The organism is Cytobacillus sp. GQ23 (genome assembly GCF_059758675.1).
This window is the reverse complement of record NZ_JCAXER010000001.1, coordinates 116,625-133,464: the sequence shown is the minus strand read 5'-3', so window position 1 is coordinate 133,464 and position 16,840 is coordinate 116,625. Positions and strand designations below refer to the sequence as shown.

Here is a 16,840-nt window from a genome sequence, read left to right as displayed (position 1 = left end):
AGTTTACCTCCTATGTTTAGGCATGATGAAATTTGTATGGGAAAGCAGAACGATAATTAGCATCACAGACAGGCCTGCCGCAATAATGAATGAATCCCCAATCATCCATGCTGCAATGGGAATAGAAGATATGGAGATTAAACCGGATAATGTATATTTCCGAATAACTGCGTACATGATTCCCATTACGGCAGCCATGATGGCAATCGTTAGCGGCTCCATAAACAAGGCAGAAGCCAGATAGACAACCACTCCTTTTCCGCCGCGAAAACCGATCTGAATAGGAAAAAGATGGCCCAGCAAAACGCAAACAGCGCTAAGAATGAATACAGCATCACCCTCAAAAAAGAGTCCAGCTGCATATAATGCTCCCCAGGTCTTTCCCGCATCCACTGCAATGGTCAGCAAAAACCCGCTCTTCCCGAGCGCTCTTCCGGCATTCGTAGCTCCTGCATTCCCGCTCCCTATATACCTTATATCCTCTTTCGCTAAATATTTAACCACATAATAAGCTCCTGTTATACACCCCAATGCGTATGAAAGGATCATAACGATCAGAGCGGACCAAACATCATCGATCATATACACCTACCCCGCCTCTACTAATTAAACGATCAAAAAGGGTAAAAAGTTTCATATACTTACAAATTTACAATCAGTTTTTTCTTGAATCTCACCTAATTTTACCATTAAACAACCAATATACCAGAGTCATAAATCATAAATCGCTATTTTATGGCATCTCTAAATTTTCAGTAATAATAAATTTTTGTGTTGACATTGTTTAGCATTCGCATATAATTTGCATTAAGGCAAAACTTTTTAATATATCCATAAATCTTGTCCATATGACGTTAAATTGCGTTATGACAATTAATTTGAATATGTTTAAATTTAGAAAATACAGGAGGATAAAAAATGAAGGATCCAGCGATCAGCATACAGGATTTGCATGTCTCCTATTTTGGAAATGAAGCGGTCACAGGAGTCAGCTTATCGGTAGATACCGGCAATCTGGTGGGCATCATCGGTCCGAATGGCGCAGGTAAATCAACTTTTCTAAAAGCCATGCTTAATCTCATACCAAAGGATAAAGGCGCAGTTAAAGTGCTGGGAAGACCCATCACGGAAGTACGCAAAAGCATCGCCTATGTCCCGCAGCGGAATGACATAGACTGGGATTTCCCCATCACGGTTCTGGATGCCGTTCTGATTGGGACCTACCCCCATCTAAAACTGTTCCGCCGGCCGAAGAAGAAGGATAAAGAATGGGCCATGGAATGCCTTCAGCGGGTCGGCATGCAGGACTTCAGCAAAAGACAAATCGGCGAACTGTCAGGCGGCCAGCAGCAGAGAGTTTTTCTTGCGAGAGCCCTTGCCCAGAAAGCGGAACTGTTTTTCCTCGATGAGCCGTTTGTCGGGGTCGACGTATCGAGCGAGGAAACGATTGTGAACATTTTGAAGGAGCTGTGCAGTCAGGGAAAAACGGTGATAGTCGTCCACCATGATTTAAGCAAGGCGAACGATTATTTCAATCAGTTAATCCTGCTGAATAAGGAATTGATCAGCTTCGGGACGGTTGAAGAGGTCTTTAAACCGGAAGTAATTGCAAAAGCCTATCAGGGGCAATTTGCATTTATGAAAGAGATTGGGGTGTCATTATAATGGCTTTTATCGAAGCGGTAATGCAATATGGTTTTCTGCAAAAGGCGCTATTAACCTCGATTATGGTCGGAATTATCTGCGGAGTGATTGGCTGTTTTATTATCCTGAGAGGAATGGCCCTCATGGGGGATGCCATTTCACATGCCGTCCTTCCAGGTGTCGCAATATCGTATATGCTCGGTGTTAACTTCTTCTTCGGGGCTGTAATCAGCGGTGTCATCACGGCGATCGCTATCGGGTTCGTCTCGCAAAACAGCCGGATAAAGCATGATACGTCCATTGGCATTATGTTCACTGCTGCCTTTGCTTCAGGAATCATCATTATTACGATGCTGAAAAGCAGTACAGATTTGTATCATATTTTATTCGGGAATGTACTGGCCGTAAGATCATCCGATATGTGGATTACACTTGCCATCAGTCTGATTGTATTGGGGGCTGTTTACCTTTTTTTAAAGGAGTTATTGGTCACATCATTTGACCCGACAATGGGCGCAGCTTACGGTCTGCCTGTCCGTTTTATTCATTATTTCCTGATGACTCTTTTAACAATGGTAACTGTCGCATCCCTCCAAACAGTAGGAATAGTGCTCGTGGTTGCAATGCTGATTACCCCGGCTGCGGCAGCTTATCTGTTAACCGAGCGGCTGTGGGTAATGATCTTCCTGGCGTCCGGCATTGGGGTGATTTCATCCATCACAGGGCTTTACTTTAGCTTCACCTATAACTTAGCTTCTGGGGCAACGATTGTCATATCTTCCACCGTTATTTTCATTCTCGTTTTCTTATTCTCCCCTAAGCATGGGCTAATCTGGAAAACGCTGAAGGTAAAGAAAAAGAGAGCTTCATTAGTGTGATAAAAAAATTTAGGAGGTTATCCCAATGTTTAAAAAAAGCTTCATACTGCTGGCTGCATCCCTTCTATTCCTGTCATTTTTGTCAGCCTGCAGCAGCGAAAAGAGCACCACAGCCAATTCAGATGGAAAAATACAGGTTGTCACTACCTATTCGATTGTGTATGACATTGTAAAAAATGTAGGCGGGGATTTGGTTGAGATTCATAGCCTGGCTCCTATCGGCTCCAATCCCCATGAATATGACCCGCTTCCTGAGGATGTGCAAAAAACAACGGATGCTGATGCTGTATTTTATAACGGCCTGAATCTCGAAGCCGGGAACTCATGGTTTAACAAGCTTATGGAAACCGCCGGAAAAGACGGTGAAGATGCGCCGGTCTTCCTGATGAGCAAAGGTGTTGATGCCAGACACTTAACAACAAAGGGAAAAGAAAGTGAAGAAGACCCTCATGCATGGCTCGACATCCGTAATGGGATCAAATATGCGGAAAATGCCAGAGATGGACTTATAAAAGTAGATCCAGACAATAAAGAAGTTTACGAAAAGAACGCGGAAGAATATATCGCAAAGCTTCAGAAGCTGCATGATGAAGCAGTCGAACAATTTAATAAAATTCCTGAAAACGAACGGGTTCTCGTCACAAGTGAAGGTGCATTTAAATATTTCAGCGAAGCCTACGGTTTCCAGGCAGAATACATCTGGGAAATCAACCAGGAAAACCAGGGAACACCAGAACAAATTACAAGAATTGTAGATATCATCAATGAAAAAGGCATTACAGGATTGTTCCTGGAAACCAGCATTGACGCCAGAAGCATGGAAGCTGTATCCGATGAAACCAATGTACCGATCATGGGAAAAGTGTTTACCGACTCTCTGGCAAAACCGGGTGAAGACGGAGATACGTACATCTCGATGATGGAATGGAATATTAAAACCATTAAAGAAGGCTTGACGAAGTAATTCCAGCAAGCAGGTGAAACATGTGATCCCCATTCGTATTAAAAGATATATTCTTGAAATTTATATCTTACAGGAAGCCCATGGGCATGCAACCATTTCCGGCCTTGCCAAGGTATTAAAGGTCACCGCCTCAGCAGCATCCAAAATGGCCGGAAAGCTTAGAGAGGACGGTTACATATACTTTCAGCCCTATGGAACCGTTACTCTGACAAAACTGGGAAAAGAAATGGGCAAAAAGCTGTTTGAGGATCATCTGGTTTTAATGGAGTTTTACCAATTAATTGGCGTTGAAGACAAACTGATCCGAAATAAGGTCAGTGAAGTTGAAATGCATATGGAAACAGAAGTTATTGAAAAAATTAAGAAATTTATAGAAGAACATAAGAAAAACGCTTGAAGTATTCAGTGAACACTTTCAAGCGTTTTTTGTCTATCAGGCCGTCTTTTTCCACATGTTTTCCATGTTCTCAAGGGTCTTCCCTTTTGTTTCCGGTACAAACTTCCATACAAAGATTGCTGACAGAACACTCATCAATCCATAGAAGCCGTACGTTAAGCCGCCGCTGAATTCCATCATCATCGGATAAGTGGATGAAATGAAATAGTTGGCAGCCCATTGTGCTGCTACAGCGACTGCAACAGCCTGTCCGCGGATTTTGTTCGGGAATATTTCCGAGATCAATACCCAGCAGATTGGACCCCATGACATCATGAAGGATGCTGTGTAAATAATAATGAAAATAAGCGTGCCTATTCCAATGATATTGGAGAAGGCCATCCCTGCAACGCCGAACATCCCGATCGCCATGCCAATGGATCCTGTGATTAATAATGGCTTGCGCCCCCATTTATCTACCGTTAAAATAGCCACGACTGTAAAGACGACATTGATGACACCCATAACAATCGTCTGCAGCATGGACGCATCCTTTGCCGCTCCCATGCTTTCAAAAATACGAGGTGCATAATAGAGGGCCACATTAATTCCGACAAATTGCTGGAATACAGACAGCATTATTCCAATAACAATCACTAATTTTCCATAAGCAAACAGCTTTTCTGCCGGAAGATTGGCAGAGGCTCTGACTGATTTTTTGATTTCTCCCAGGATCGTTTTAGCCTCAGCTGCCCCGTTAATTTTCGTCAGTACATCCAGCGCTTTATTATCCTGGTTTTTAATGGCCAGGTACCGGGGGGTTTCCGGAACCAAAAGCAGGAGAAGACCAAAGGCAAGTGCCGGAATCGCTTCTGAAGCAAACATATACCTCCAGCCAATATCATTGATCCACTCCAATGGCCGGCCACTGGCAATGCCCCAGTTGACAAAGTACACGACAAGCATTCCGAAAATGATCATAAACTGATTAAATGAAACCAGGCGTCCGCGGATATCGGCAGGGGCAATTTCACCGATATACATAGGAACAACGGCTGACGCCAGGCCAACCCCTATTCCGCCAATAATGCGGTAAAGATTAAAGGTCAGCAATAAAGAAATAGTCGGCTCCCCTTTAGTGAAAAATAAAAATTCAGGAAAAGCAGAACCTAAAGCAGATAAGAAGAATAGGACAGCGGCAGCAATCAGTGACTTTTTACGCCCAAACTTTGACGCAAAATAACCGGATATCAAACCGCCAATAATGCAGCCAATTAATGCACTGGAGGTTGTCGCCCCATGTGCCAGCGATCCTAATCCCATGCTTTCAATCAAATAAATTTCCAGTGACTTTTCAGCCCCAGAAATAACAGCCGTATCATATCCAAAGAGCAAACCGCCAATCGCAGCAACCAATGTAAGTGAACCAATATATAGTGAGTTCCGATTCTGTTTCATAGTGTGTAAGACAGATTTGAATAAAATAGAACGCTTACATTTTTACCTGTTACTCAAATCTGTCTATACTCCTTTCTGCTGGTTATTAAACAACGAGAAACTTATAACTGGTCGTTGTTTTGAAGACTTCATTTTTCTCCAATACAATAGAAGGAAAATGTTCATGGTGAACAGCATCAGGCAGACATTGCGTTTCGACGCACAGTCCCAAATGCTTTTTGGACTGCACGCCTCTAATTTGAAAATCGTTTCCAAGCATGTTCGATGTATACAAAACAACACTCGGCCTGTCCGTTGTCACTGCCAGTTTTCGCCCGCTTTCAAAATCCACTAGCGTCAATTCACCTGAGTTTAATTGAAAGGGATGATCATACCCACCGCCCACGAGCAGATTCTGCTGATGGCAAGACTCTACACCCTCTTTAATTTTCTTCCCTGCTCTGAAATCAAACGGAGTATTTCCAACAGGGATGAATTCCCCGGTCGGAATTAAGGTTTCATCAAGCTCGAGAAAGTGATCACTTTTTATGGTCACCTCGTGGTCAAGGATGTCCCTTTTTAAATTTCCGCTCAGGTTAAAATAAGTATGGTTAGTCAGGTCAATAACCGTTTTTTTATCAGATATCGCTTCATAGCTTATGATGAGTTCATTCTCATTGTTCAGAGTATAGTTTACCATCACCTCAAGTGTACCGGGATACCCTTCTTCCCCATCTGGGCTGATATAGAAGAACTGGACGCTCGCTTCATTCAGGCTCTTTTTGGCGGCCGATTCCCAAATGACATTGTAAAAGCCGCCGCTGCCTCCATGAAGCTGATGTTCCCCATCATTCTTTGGCAGCTCGTAATCAACCCCATCAAGAGTAAAAGCAGATCCCGCTATCCTTCCGGCCACCCTTCCGATAATAGCACCGAAAAATGGTGAATGATTGATATACTCTTCAATGGTGTCAAACCCGAGGACCACATTTTCTATATTTCCTTCACGATCAGGAACCGAAATATCCGTGATGATTCCCCCGTATTCGATACACGTTACACTCATTCCATGGTCATTGCTGATGGTATAAGATTTAATACGCTTTCCATTCAAGTTTCCAAAGATACTCTCCGTTATGTTCATGTAAGTCTCCCTCAAGTCCGCTTACTTTTTCCTAAATCCGGCCAGACTCTCATTCAGCTTCCTGGTCTCTGCATAAACTTGTTTGTATAACTGGAAAAGCTCCTGATAATTCTTAACATTTTCAGGTATCGGCGAATACGTTTTTTCGTATGTGATGAACTCATTTGCACAAGCTTCAAGAGATTCGTACCATTGGCATCCGTATGCCGCAAGCATAGCCGCACCTACAGCAGGGCCCTGCTCACTTGAAAGTTTAACAATGGTGCTGTTGAAAATATCAGCCTGTATTTGCAGCCAGGCATCACTTTTGGCTCCTCCGCCGATAGAAATGACGGTATCGATCAGCTTTCCGCTTTCTCTGAAAATTTCAATCGATTCATTTAATGAAAAAGTAATTCCTTCAATAACCGAGCGGACAAAGTCGTTCCGATTATGAGAAGAGTCCATGCCGATAAAGCTGCCACGAATTTGTGAATCCGCATGTGGCGTTCGCTCACCGGCCAGATAAGGTGTAAACAAAAGACCGTTTGATCCAATGGGAACGTCGCTTACACCAGACAGCAGGGAATCAAATGATTCCGTTTCGGCAAATGTATCTTTGAACCAGCTCAAACTATGTCCAGCAGCAAGGGTTACACCCATTGTGTAGTAGGCATTTTCTTCACCATGGTTAAAATAATGGACCTTCCCCTGAAAATCCTTGTCATTCTGTTCTTCATAAGATAAAACAACTCCGGAAGTGCCAATGCTGCACAAGGTCTTGCCTTCAGAAAGAATTCCTGAACCGATCGCACCGCAGGCATTGTCAGCTCCGCCTGCAAATACCTTTGTTTCAGGAGATAACCCGGTCTCCTCAGCAATTTCCGGCTTTAGCGACCCTACAAATTCATGGGATTCAACAAGTGGAGGACAAATATCCACATCTATTCCGGTTAGCCTGCACATCTCCTCACTCCACATTTTCTCGCCAACATCAAGGAGCAAGGTGCCCGCTGCATCGCTATATTCACTATGAATCTTTCCGGTCAGTTTAAAACGGAGATAATCTTTAGGGAGCATAAAGACAGCTGCTTTTTCGAATAGTTCCGCCTCATGCTGCTTCACCCATAGCAATTTAGGCAATGTGAAGCCTTCCAGCGCCGGATTTTTAGTAATTTCCAGGAGACGCTCCTCACCGGCCATCTCATAAATCTGATTACACTGCTCTGTCGTGCGGGTATCATTCCAGAGGATTGCATTGCGCAACACCCTATTCTCTTCATCCAGAAGGACAAGGCCGTGCATTTGGCCTGAAAAACTAATTCCTTCTATATCTTCAGCTCTTCCAGCGAACTGGCCAGTAAGCTCTCTAAGAGCTTCGACTGTTTTATCAATCCATTCGGCCGGATCCTGTTCACTGTAGCCTGACTTTTCATGAATGAGCGGATAGGATTTGGAGACTTCGCTGCAAACTTCTCCCTTTTGATTCATTAGTAGTACTTTTACCGAGCTCGTGCCAAGGTCAACCCCGATTACATATTTCATGATTGATCATCCTTTAGATAATGAAATGTATGCTAAGCTGTGTTTTTAAAAATGTACTGGGACCATATCGGAATCCCAGTACATTTACCTTTTTCTATCAATCTCTTATGCTTTTACACTCGCATAGGCTTCAAGAATGTATTTATTTAAAATCGCTTTTAACTGTTCCTGTCTTCCGGATTTGTTTTCGATCTTTTCAATTCCAAGCGCATATTTCTCAAGTTTATGGAAGTCTGTTTTTCCTTCAACAATGTCAAGGCCAATGCCTTCTGTGTAGCTGCTGTATCTGTCAGTAATGAAGTTGTCTAATACTTTATCATCAATTAAACGCTGAGCCACTTTTGCACCAACCGCAAAGGCATCCATTCCAGCGATATGAGCATAGAACAGGTCCTCAGGATCAAATGAACCTCTTCGCACCTTCGCATCAAAGTTCAGGCCGCCTGTTCCAAGACCGTCATTTTTAAGGATTTCAACCATTGCCAGTGTGGTTGAGTAGATGTCTGTCGGGAATTCGTCCGTATCCCATCCGAGCAGAGTATCTCCCTGGTTGGCATCCACTGAACCAAGCATGCCATTGATGCGTGCTGTGTGCAGTTCATGCTCAAATGTATGACCGGCAAGTGTCGCATGGTTAGCTTCAATATTAAATTTAAAGTAGTCTTTTAAACCGTAAGATTGCAAGAATGCTAAGCTGGTAGCCACATCAAAATCATATTGATGCTTAGTTGGCTCCTTCGGCTTTGGCTCGATCAGGAATTGTGCATCAAATCCAATTTCATTTGCATAATCGATGGCCATATGGAAGAAACGCGCAAGATTATCCTGTTCAAGCTTCATATTTGTATTCAGCAATGTTTCGTAACCTTCGCGGCCGCCCCAGAATACATAGTTTTCAGCGCCAAGCTCCTTGCCGATCTCAAGTCCCTTTTTCACCTTTGCTGCAGCATAAGCGAATACATCAGCATTTGGAGCTGTCGCAGCACCGTGCAGCCAGCGCGGATGTGAGAACATATTAGCGGTATTCCATAGTAGCTTTGTTTTGCTGGATTTCATGTAGTCCTTAATCATACCGGTAATTACATCTAAATTCTTAAACGTTTCTCTTAATGAATCGCCTTCAGGTGCAATATCAGCATCATGGAAGCAGAAGAAAGGAACATTCAGTTTTTCATAGAATTCAAAGGAAGCTTCGACACGTGCCTTCGCCAAATCCATTCCGGAAAATCTGTCATATGAACGAATCATCGTACCTTCTCCGAAAGGGTCATTTCCTTCCGCCGTAAACGTATGCCAGTATGAAACGGCAAAACGCATTAGGTCTTCCATTTTCTTGCCGTTGATCATTTCTTCAGGATTATAATATTTAAAAGACAATGGATTAGTAGAATCTGGACCTTCGTATTTAACTCCGCTTACATTTTCGAAATAGTTCATTTTTCATTCCTCCAGTTTTTACAGATTTTTCTGTGTGTTATCGCTTTCATTTGATTACAAATTGATTTTAACACCATAAACTTAGTTTGTCTATTGAATGAACTAAGTTTTATTTTTATTTTTAATTATGGTATAAATGGAATATGTACTAGACAAAGATATTGAGGATTTGAGGAGAAAATAATGACTTGGAATCAGCAGCTGGTAAAAATGAAAAACAAATCACGCGTCCTGCAGACGATCATCGACCAATCCCCTCTCTCCCGGGCTGATATCTCACAGCATTTGGGACTGACGAAAGGAACCGTTTCCTCATTGGTGAACGAGCTGATCGATGAAAAAATCTGTTCCGAAACAGGGCCAGGCAAATCGAGCGGCGGTCGGCGTCCGGTAATGCTTCTCTTTAATGAGAAAGCCGGATATGCGATTGGAATCGATCTAGGGGTCAATTATATTTTAGGTGTCATAACTGATTTGTCAGGCAATATTGTGAACGAAAACTTGAAGCATATGAATAGCATGAGGTACGAAGAAACCATTCTTGTGATAAAAGAAGTCATCCAATCCCTTGTGGACTCTGCCCCTGACAGCCCCTACGGTGTGGTTGGAATCGGTATTGGAGTGCCAGGAATCGTAAATAAAGAAGGCAGCAATATCCTGCTGGCCCCTAACTTGGGCTGGACAGATATTAATCTAAAAGCAGAAATTGAGTCAGAGTTTCACCTTCCCGTCATCATTGACAACGAAGCGAACGCTGGAGCATACGGGGAAAAGCGATTTGGTGCCGGAAAAAACTATGAAAATCTTATCTATGTAAGTGCTGGAATTGGGATAGGTGTCGGCTTTATTTTACAAAACAGCCTTTACCGGGGAGCTGAAGGATTCTCAGGTGAAATGGGCCATATGGTCATTGATATAGATGGAAAAGAATGCAGCTGCGGCAGCAAAGGCTGCTGGGAATTGTACGCTTCTGAACAGGCATTGCTAAACCAGGCAAAGAACTCCAAACAAGAGGATCTGAACCTGGAGTCATTAATTGACATGGCGGAAGTAGATGAGGAAGTAAAGGATGTGTTCCGTCATATCGGCCGTGGCCTCGGTATTGGCATAAACAATATCATCAATACCTTCAACCCCGAGCAAATCATCATTGGCAATCGCTTAGCCATTGCCAGAGAATTACTATCCGAGTCGATTATGGAAGTTGTCAGGAATCGTTCCTTAAGATTTAATCAGGAAAATGTCAATATTACATTTGCCGAATTAACGATTTATTCAGCAGCACTTGGGGCTTCAGCATATGCTACTGAGAGCTTTTTGAACTCGGATCTGGAGGAGCATTTGAATAAATAGGGTGCGGTGCTTATCCGGTTGATCAAACTCCTGCTGAACTTAAGTAAGTTTCTCATTTCTTAGGAATTTCGAAAAAAAAACACCGGATTATTCACAATTGAATATTCCGGTGTCATACTTAAATAAGTTACATGTTTTTTTACAGTGAAAAGGAGTCACCTTTCCCCTCACTCAAAGCTTTTTTATATACCTTAGAAGCTGCCATTGTGTCAAGAAATCCTACCCCGACAGATTTATAAAAGGTTATTTCACTTGTGTTTTCACGTCCAATTTTTTCCCCGCAAACGATTTCACCAATTTCACCATAAATAAGATCCGTATTCCAATCTCCTTTTTTATGAGGAACAAGGAGATCACCAGCTTCGTGCATGGCTCCTTCCAATGTATCGACCACTACTTTATTACTCCTGATTAGTGTTTGAGCATCGACCTCTTGCATATGTGCCTGATAAGAACCAATAGCGTTAATATGAGTTCCATCCCTCAGTACCGATCCATCAAAAAGAGGTGTTGAGCTTTTTGAGCTGCAGATGACAATATCTGATTGAGCTGCAGCCGCATTGGCATCCGCTTGAATGGAAATGGTCCCCCTCCAATCTGGATACAGCGAATAAATTTCGTCTTTGAACATTTTCGCTCGGTCTAAAGTGCGATTATATAAAATGATGTGTTCAATATCCCTTACGGACATTACAGCTTCAATTTGGCCATATGCTTGTGCTCCACACCCTAAAACTGAACAGACTTTCGCATCCTTCCGAGCTAAATATTTCGTTGCAGCTCCACTTGAAGCACCGGTTCTTAAAACCGTCAAGTAGCTGGCATCCATTAAGGCAACATGCTCGCCAGTCCTTGCATCAGTCAGCAGAATCACTCCCTGCAGAACCGGTTTGCCCCTGCCTGAATTATGCGGGAAAATACTTACAACTTTAACGGCTGTATAATTTTCCGGTTCAATATAGGAAGGCATGTATAATGTTTCTGCTTCGTATTTTGAATGCGGGACAGACATCCTTACAGGTGTTAAAGTTTTATTTCTGTAACCATAAAAAAAGGCCTTCTCAACATCCTGAATACACTCTTCCATTGAATACAATTCTTTTATGGTCTCTTTATTGATCAATAACATAGGAAATCACTCCAATATGAAATTTTCATATATTTGTATATTAAATGGATTGCTTTTCGCCGCAGCTCCTTCCATTTCTACATATTGACAGTTTTAGTTTGAGTGCTAAGTGCCTTCTTAGCAGAAAACCTGTCCAGTCTAAACGGAGTTAAATCAATATCTGACATTCCCTTTGTTATGAGGTCACATATAACACTCCCAGTTGATAATGCCATGGAAATTCCACTCATTGCATGGCCGGATGCGATAAATAAATTATTCAGCGAAGGTGTTTTTCCAATAATAGGCAATCCATCAGGAGTCATAGGCCGCATTCCGCACCACGCCTGTTCTTCTCCGTGAATAGACTCCCTCAAATATTGAGCAGCAGAACTCTTTAAACTATCAATTCGACGCTGATCCAGATTAGTATTAAGGCCAGATAGTTCCATGGTTCCTCCAATTCTTACAGAATCATGAAAAGGGCTAATAGTCACCCTTGAATCACCTAAGTAAAGCGGCTGCTGAAACTGAATAGAAGGATTAGACATGGTGATGCTGTAGCCTTTCCCTGCTGTCATGGGGATGTGTATGCCCACTTGTCTTAAAACCAGTCCCGCCCAGGCTCCTGCAGTGACAAGAAAGTGATCTCCCTCAATGGTTTTCTTCCGCGTTTTAACTCCAGAGATATTGTCCCCTTCTTGGATAAATCCGATTACTTCTGTATGAGAAAGAATCTCAGCCCCATTTGAGATAAGCCATTTTTTTAGAGCTTTGGTAAGAGACTCAGGCCTAACATGCCGTTCAGAAGGAAGATAAACGCCACCAGCCACTGTACCAGCAAGGGCAGGTTCCATTTCCATTACTTCTTTTTTTGTTTTTGCTACAGGAGCCGGCAAACCGTAGCTTTCAACAATACTATAGGAATCCAACTTTTCATCAATATAACTTTGATCTAAAAAGACAAAAAGCAGTCCTTTTCGATGCATTTCAAATTCGATACTGCCCTCTTTCTCAAGGTCATCGAACAAACTTAATGTTTTTCTGCTCAATTCTAAGGATGCGGTATACCCTCTTTGGTAGGATTCCTCACTGCAAAACCTCCAGAATTGCTTGAGCCAGGGATATAAAGAGGGGACAATGGATGGCTTAATATATAGAGGACTATCCCGCTTTACCATCCACTTCAAACTTGACTTAATCAGACCGGGAGCAGGAACGGGATCAGATAAACTGGGGCACACCCATCCCATATTTCCACTGGAACATTCCGATCCGGGATCACCTTTATCAATTAATACTACTTCCTTCCCCTCTTTCCTCAGGTAAAAGGCGCATGCTAAGCCAATAATTCCTCCGCCTATAATGATAGCCTTCGTCATTCCCTTCCCTCCAGTTAATAAATAAATTTAGATAGATTTATACCATAATTATATAGGTAGAATTTTCCGAATAATATGTACAATATATATGATAAAAAATAACTTTCAACTGAATTTTTTGTGGTATTTTACATTCTCTAGTGAAAAACTTTAAAGCTAAACTGGAAATATGGTAATTATAGTCTAATTTCTGCTTGAAAGAGCTCTATTTTTTATGAAAGTTGCACATAGATAATGAATTCCAAAGATAATATATTTAAATTACAGAATTTTTAAAATAAATAGATTAATAATTAATGAAGGAGGGTTTTCTTAAAGGTCGATCTATTTATACAGAACGTGCCCTATTAATGTATTAAAGATCCTATGCTTTTGAGTCCTGATAACAAAGGGGTTGTTAAATTTGAAGGAGAACCAGGTAGTTTGGGGTTCAAGAATCGGATTTATATTAGCTGCTATGGGAATGGCGGTTGGTACGGGAAATATTTGGAGGTTCCCGCGAATGGTGGCTGAACATGGCGGAGGTTCTTTCCTAATTGGCTGGGCCATATTTTTATTTGTCTGGTCATTACCGCTTATCATGGTTGAAATCTTCATAGGAAGAAGAACGAGAATGGGAACAATGGGGTCATTTGGAGAATTTATCGGCAAACAATTTGCCTGGTTTGGACCTATAATCACAATCGTTTTAGCCGGAATCACATTTTATTATTCTGTAGTAGTTGGCTGGACTTTTAAATATTTCATCTTAGCATTACAGGGAACTTTTGCAGAAAAAATTGACTCAGCTGCTCAGTGGGAAAACTTCACGAGTCATCCAGCAGAACCTGTCATTTACCATTTTATTGCCGCTTCCCTTTGTGGACTTGTCGTTTTTATAGGGATTACAAAGGGAATTGAAAGAATGTCTAAAATCTTCCTGCCACTTTTATTCCTCTTGCTCATCTTTACTGCTGTCCGTTCCATTACCTTGCCGGGTGCAATGGAAGGGCTTTCATATATGTTCACACCACAGTGGGAATATCTTGGGAAAGCGTCAACATGGCTTCAGGCTTTATCACAATCTGCCTGGTCAGTAGGGGCCGGCTGGGGATTATATGCTACCTATGCCATTTATACAAAAAAGCGAGACGATATTGCCCAAAATTCGTTAACAGCAGGCCTAGGAAACAACTCAGTCGAATTACTTGCCGGTTTAACCATCATTCCTGCTATCTTTGCTTTAGCTCCTTCACAGGAATATATTACCCAGGCTACAAGTTCAGGCAATACCGGGTTAACCTTTATTTATATGGTGGAATTGCTCAGTGTCATGCCGCAGGCTTATTTCTTTGGCATTGCGTTTTTTGGAGCATTGGCATTTGCCGCATTTACTTCATTAGTTGCAATGGTGGAATTGATAACCAGGAACCTATCAGACTATGGGATCCGCAGAAACAAAGCAATCGTGCTGACTGTTGTTTTGATTTTTCTAGGCGGAATCCCTTCAGCCATTAATATGAAAATATTTAATAATCAGGATTGGGTTTGGGGAGTTGCACTGCTGCTCTCATGCTTCCTGTATGCATATGCTGCGATAAAATATGGGGTCGAAAGAATGCGTGACGAAATAAATGAAGTCAGCTTCATTAAGATAAACAAATGGTGGGTTTATTCTATTAAATATTTTATACCCGCTCTGTTTGTCATAGTAACTGGGTGGTGGCTATATCAAGGTGTGGCATGGTATCCGGACACTTGGTGGAAGCCGTTTGAAGAATTCAATGTCGGAACAATATTCCTTCAGCTCGGGATTACTTTCCTGCTTGCATTCGTGCTGCTCCGATTTAATAAAAGATTAAGAAGCTCTGTAAAAGAAGAAGGACTGAACGATCAAGATACTCCGATTTCTGCAAATATAGACATCAAGGAGGAATTATAATGACAGCATCTGCAATAATTATGATGATCTTAACCTTGAGCTTATTCTGGGGAGGCTTTTCATATATGGTTTTTAGAACCCTTACAACAGACTACGATGATAAGTAAAAAAAGCACATGATCCGCCTGCCTGGGACATGCTTAAGACAAGTGCTGGAAACAGTTTTTTGCCTGCAAAATGATTTTCTTAAGACCTCGAGCAGATGGCACACGGAGCTCAGACAGTTATCGAGGATCTTAACTTAATACATTTTTTAATAAAAAAAGGTGCCGGATACCATCATTTGATGGTTTATCTGGCACCTTTTAAGTTATTTACTCAGCATGTACAAAATGTTTGCTGATTAAATACTTATTCACTTTTCTGCTTACAGCTATTCCGTTCTCTATTGCACCGTCAATGAAGCCTGCCCAGCCATTTGCATATGTGGTTCCTGCTAAAAACACAGAACCTTCTGGTGTGTTCCATTCTTCAAGATAAGCAGTTAACTGCTTAGGTTTCAGCATAGGCCAAGTTTCTTTTGAAAACTCATCATTGACCCAGTCATGGCCAGTACTCTCAAGTACTTGTATATTCGGAATCCAGTATTTCAATGCGGCTTCTACCGCTTCGCTGTCATTAGGATTCAGCTTCGCTGCACTTGGCCCGAAACCGACGAGGATGCTATTGCCATCAACATATCGATCCAAATGAACTGAATTTAAAGGGTAGCTGCCAGGGGCCAGTGCATCGAATGCCTCTAACTCCCCTTTCACTTTCGCCCATACTTTGACTCCTTTTGAGGTTTGTCCCTCTCTTGAAGACTCCCGTTTAGCTTCTGAAAGCGCTGGCTCAAACTCTATGTTATTCAAAGTCGTTAATGGGACTGTAACGATTACTGCCTTAGATTCATAACAATCTCCATTTGCCGTAAAGACTTTAACCGCTCCATCTTTATGTTCTATTCGTCCAGCAACAGCAGATAACTTGATTTCCGCACCACTGTCCTCAGCTATTGCTTCGATTAACCTTCTTGTTCCTTGTTTTAAGCGGTAACTTGAAACCATCGCACTGTGTGTATCCCAGTTTCCTTGGGAAAATGCCCACCAGCGAAATATTTGGGTAACCGCACCCTCTGCAGGGTCACCGCAATAATCTGATGCAATCCAGCCATGCAATACATCAAATTCCTCTGCTGTTAAATTGATTTCTTTTAAAAATTGCTCTCCAGATATATGATCCAATTTTCGAAAACTGTCAGTATGAAGAGGGTCAAATGGAAATGGCATGTGTTTGCTGCTTTCCTTCATTACCCTTTCAACAGTTGCTCTAAGCCTTTCTTTGAACTCACCCGCTGGTAATGAATACGTCTTTCCGCCTGTAATCCAATACACTTTTTCGGCTTTCGGCCCAGAAGCCAGTTCGAGCCCATATCTTGTTATTTCAGCCCATACATGAGGCTGATGCCAATGAACATATGTGCCTCCCATTTCGAGGTCTGCTCCTAAACGGTGATCCACCCATGTTCTGCCTCCGAGTCTATCCCGAGCCTCAAGGACTAGAACTCTTTTGCCAAGCATACTTAACTCCCTTGCAGCAGTCAATCCGGAAAAACCTGCGCCTATGATAATAACATCATATTCTTTTATATTCATAATTTTTATTCTCCTCTCAGTTTCATGAAATAAACTGC

At 42.1% G+C, this 16,840-nt stretch carries 15 protein-coding genes; 7 read left to right on the top strand and 8 right to left on the bottom strand.

Annotation, left to right across the window (positions count from 1 at the left end):
* Nucleotides 1–3: 3 nt before the first annotated feature.
* Nucleotides 4–582: a glycerol-3-phosphate acyltransferase gene (locus tag AC6CHU_RS00710; protein ID WP_159871023.1), complete on the bottom strand. Its 579-nt coding sequence runs from the start codon at nucleotides 580–582 to the stop codon at nucleotides 4–6.
* A 336-nt stretch (nucleotides 583–918) separates the two neighbouring features.
* Here AC6CHU_RS00710 and AC6CHU_RS00705 point away from each other — a divergent pair, with 336 nt between their 5' ends.
* Genes AC6CHU_RS00705 through AC6CHU_RS00690 form a run of 4 tightly spaced genes read left to right on the top strand, consistent with a single transcriptional unit; the run spans nucleotide 919 to nucleotide 3,883 of the window.
* Complete coding sequence (locus AC6CHU_RS00705; RefSeq protein WP_159871020.1) at nucleotides 919–1,665, top strand: metal ABC transporter ATP-binding protein; 747 nt, start codon at nucleotides 919–921, stop codon at nucleotides 1,663–1,665.
* The gene (locus AC6CHU_RS00700) at nucleotides 1,665–2,522 is read left to right on the top strand and encodes a metal ABC transporter permease (RefSeq protein WP_498119631.1); all 858 of its coding nucleotides are present in this window, start codon (nucleotides 1,665–1,667) and stop codon (nucleotides 2,520–2,522) included. Before AC6CHU_RS00705 ends, AC6CHU_RS00700 begins: the two co-directional genes overlap by 1 nt.
* A 25-nt stretch (nucleotides 2,523–2,547) precedes the next feature.
* Nucleotides 2,548–3,486 (top strand): metal ABC transporter substrate-binding protein, encoded by a 939-nt coding sequence (locus tag AC6CHU_RS00695; protein WP_498119629.1) that lies wholly within the window; start codon nucleotides 2,548–2,550, stop codon nucleotides 3,484–3,486.
* A gap of 22 nt (nucleotides 3,487–3,508) precedes the next feature.
* On the top strand, nucleotides 3,509–3,883 hold the full coding sequence (locus AC6CHU_RS00690) for a metal-dependent transcriptional regulator (RefSeq protein WP_236566340.1): 375 nt from the start codon (nucleotides 3,509–3,511) through the stop codon (nucleotides 3,881–3,883).
* Between the two features lie 36 nt (nucleotides 3,884–3,919).
* Here AC6CHU_RS00690 and xylE read toward each other — a convergent pair whose 3' ends face one another.
* The 4 genes from xylE to xylA all read right to left on the bottom strand — a co-directional run bounded on the left by xylE (nucleotide 3,920) and on the right by xylA (nucleotide 9,404).
* Nucleotides 3,920–5,320: a D-xylose transporter XylE gene (xylE, locus tag AC6CHU_RS00685; RefSeq protein ID WP_159871008.1), complete on the bottom strand. Its 1,401-nt coding sequence runs from the start codon at nucleotides 5,318–5,320 to the stop codon at nucleotides 3,920–3,922.
* Between the two features lie 85 nt (nucleotides 5,321–5,405).
* On the bottom strand, nucleotides 5,406–6,443 hold the full coding sequence (locus AC6CHU_RS00680; RefSeq protein ID WP_159871005.1) for an aldose epimerase family protein: 1,038 nt from the start codon (nucleotides 6,441–6,443) through the stop codon (nucleotides 5,406–5,408).
* A 21-nt stretch (nucleotides 6,444–6,464) separates the two neighbouring features.
* Nucleotides 6,465–7,967, bottom strand: a complete 1,503-nt coding sequence (gene xylB / locus AC6CHU_RS00675; protein ID WP_159871002.1) for a xylulokinase — start codon at nucleotides 7,965–7,967, stop codon at nucleotides 6,465–6,467.
* A 105-nt stretch (nucleotides 7,968–8,072) separates the two neighbouring features.
* Nucleotides 8,073–9,404, bottom strand: coding sequence for a xylose isomerase (gene xylA, locus AC6CHU_RS00670; protein ID WP_159870999.1), 1,332 nt, complete (start codon nucleotides 9,402–9,404; stop codon nucleotides 8,073–8,075).
* Nucleotides 9,405–9,587: 183 nt separating this feature from the next.
* On the opposite strand from xylA, the gene AC6CHU_RS00665 reads away from it, so the two are divergent.
* Nucleotides 9,588–10,757 (top strand): ROK family transcriptional regulator, encoded by a 1,170-nt coding sequence (locus AC6CHU_RS00665; protein WP_159870996.1) that lies wholly within the window; start codon nucleotides 9,588–9,590, stop codon nucleotides 10,755–10,757.
* 139 nt (nucleotides 10,758–10,896) lie between these two features.
* On the opposite strand, the gene AC6CHU_RS00660 is transcribed toward AC6CHU_RS00665, so the two are convergent.
* Together AC6CHU_RS00660 and AC6CHU_RS00655 are read right to left on the bottom strand one after the other, a co-directional pair.
* Complete coding sequence (locus AC6CHU_RS00660) at nucleotides 10,897–11,886, bottom strand: ornithine cyclodeaminase family protein (protein ID WP_159870993.1); 990 nt, start codon at nucleotides 11,884–11,886, stop codon at nucleotides 10,897–10,899.
* 77 nt (nucleotides 11,887–11,963) lie between these two features.
* On the bottom strand, nucleotides 11,964–13,247 hold the full coding sequence (locus AC6CHU_RS00655; protein ID WP_159870990.1) for an NAD(P)/FAD-dependent oxidoreductase: 1,284 nt from the start codon (nucleotides 13,245–13,247) through the stop codon (nucleotides 11,964–11,966).
* Nucleotides 13,248–13,650: 403 nt separating this feature from the next.
* On the opposite strand from AC6CHU_RS00655, the gene AC6CHU_RS00650 reads away from it, so the two are divergent.
* A complete protein-coding gene (locus AC6CHU_RS00650) occupies nucleotides 13,651–15,168 on the top strand; it encodes a sodium-dependent transporter (protein WP_498119626.1) in 1,518 nt (505 codons plus the stop codon).
* Entirely contained in the window at nucleotides 15,168–15,275 is a 108-nt protein-coding gene (locus tag AC6CHU_RS00645; protein WP_159870984.1) for a MetS family NSS transporter small subunit, read from the top strand. Before AC6CHU_RS00650 ends, AC6CHU_RS00645 begins: the two co-directional genes overlap by 1 nt.
* Nucleotides 15,276–15,482: 207 nt before the next feature.
* On the opposite strand, the gene AC6CHU_RS00640 is transcribed toward AC6CHU_RS00645, so the two are convergent.
* Nucleotides 15,483–16,802: a flavin monoamine oxidase family protein gene (locus AC6CHU_RS00640; RefSeq protein WP_251284235.1), complete on the bottom strand. Its 1,320-nt coding sequence runs from the start codon at nucleotides 16,800–16,802 to the stop codon at nucleotides 15,483–15,485.
* Nucleotides 16,803–16,840: the final 38 nt, after the last annotated feature.

Excerpts from the sequence above, each read along its gene's own strand:
- AC6CHU_RS00710 (WP_159871023.1), bottom strand. The coding sequence starts at position 582 with ATGATCGATGATGTTTGGTCCGCTCTGATCGTTATGATCCTTTCATAC.
- AC6CHU_RS00705 (WP_159871020.1), top strand. The coding sequence starts at position 919 with ATGAAGGATCCAGCGATCAGCATACAGGATTTGCATGTCTCCTATTTT.
- AC6CHU_RS00700 (WP_498119631.1), top strand. The coding sequence starts at position 1,665 with ATGGCTTTTATCGAAGCGGTAATGCAATATGGTTTTCTGCAAAAGGCG.
- AC6CHU_RS00695 (WP_498119629.1), top strand. The coding sequence starts at position 2,548 with ATGTTTAAAAAAAGCTTCATACTGCTGGCTGCATCCCTTCTATTCCTG.
- xylE (WP_159871008.1), bottom strand. The coding sequence starts at position 5,320 with ATGAAACAGAATCGGAACTCACTATATATTGGTTCACTTACATTGGTT.
- AC6CHU_RS00680 (WP_159871005.1), bottom strand. The coding sequence starts at position 6,443 with ATGAACATAACGGAGAGTATCTTTGGAAACTTGAATGGAAAGCGTATT.
- xylB (WP_159871002.1), bottom strand. The coding sequence starts at position 7,967 with ATGAAATATGTAATCGGGGTTGACCTTGGCACGAGCTCGGTAAAAGTA.
- xylA (WP_159870999.1), bottom strand. The coding sequence starts at position 9,404 with ATGAACTATTTCGAAAATGTAAGCGGAGTTAAATACGAAGGTCCAGAT.
- AC6CHU_RS00665 (WP_159870996.1), top strand. The coding sequence starts at position 9,588 with ATGACTTGGAATCAGCAGCTGGTAAAAATGAAAAACAAATCACGCGTC.
- AC6CHU_RS00660 (WP_159870993.1), bottom strand. The coding sequence starts at position 11,886 with ATGTTATTGATCAATAAAGAGACCATAAAAGAATTGTATTCAATGGAA.
- AC6CHU_RS00655 (WP_159870990.1), bottom strand. The coding sequence starts at position 13,247 with ATGACGAAGGCTATCATTATAGGCGGAGGAATTATTGGCTTAGCATGC.
- AC6CHU_RS00645 (WP_159870984.1), top strand. The coding sequence starts at position 15,168 with ATGACAGCATCTGCAATAATTATGATGATCTTAACCTTGAGCTTATTC.
- AC6CHU_RS00640 (WP_251284235.1), bottom strand. The coding sequence starts at position 16,802 with ATGAATATAAAAGAATATGATGTTATTATCATAGGCGCAGGTTTTTCC.